This is a genomic window from Streptomyces recifensis, from assembly GCF_002154615.1.
GTDB lineage: Bacteria > Actinomycetota > Actinomycetes > Streptomycetales > Streptomycetaceae > Streptomyces > Streptomyces griseoluteus.
In genome coordinates this window covers 1-834 of the sequence record NZ_MUNH01000706.1, presented here as the reverse complement: position 1 = coordinate 834, position 834 = coordinate 1, and the positions used below count along the sequence as shown (strand labels likewise).

General features: G+C 71.2%; 1 protein-coding gene. It reads left to right on the top strand.

The window, feature by feature from the left end:
- Positions 1-834, top strand: an 834-nt coding sequence (locus CCN33_RS28645; RefSeq protein WP_208621937.1) for a JmjC domain-containing protein, incomplete at both ends; no start/stop codon positions are given.

The window sequence follows — 834 nt, the reverse complement described above, 5'->3', positions numbered from 1 at the left end:
CCTGGCCGACCTGTTCGCCGACACCTTCGCCTGCCCGAGCGAGGTCGTCGCCTTCCTCACCCCGGCCGGCAAGGACGGCTACCTCCCGCACCACGACCCGGTCGACCTGTTCATCGTGCAGCTCGAGGGCACCAAGCGGTGGAAGCTGTGGGACCTGCCCGCCCAGCGCGACGGCGACAACGCCTCCTACACCGACGAGGAGCTCGGCGAGCCGGTCATCGAGGTCCTCCTGGAGCCGGGCGACGTGCTCTACCTGCCCTACAACACCCCGCACGCGGCCGCCGCCGAGGACCAGGTGTCACTGCACCTGTCGATCATGATGCGGCCCCGTATGTGGAAGGACCTGCTGCGCGAGACGTTCGAACAGGCCGCTTCCGGGCCGGAGTTCAACCAGTACCCGCACATCGGTGCCCTGCGGGACGCCGGGACCGAGGCGCTGTTCAGGCAGAAGATCGCCGCGCTGGCCGCCCGTATGGACGCCCTGGACAGCGGCGCGGAGCTGGACCGGCTGGCCGACCTGGGCCGCACGATGCCGGGCAGCTCGCACGGCACCACGTTCCAGACGATCGCCGAGACCGACCGCATCACCCCGACGGTGCTGCTGCGCCGTACGGCGACCGGGGTCGGGACGGCGATCTTGTGGCCGTTGACCGTCATCTGGGTGCGGCCGCCGTCGTTCGCGCCGAACTCCACCACGGCCGCCGTACGGCGCAGCAGCACCGTCGGGGTGATGCGGTCGGTCTCGGCGATCGTCTGGAACGTGGTGCCGTGCGAGCTGCCCGGCATCGTGCGGCCCAGGTCGGCCAGCCGGTCCAGCTCCGCGCCGCTGTCCAG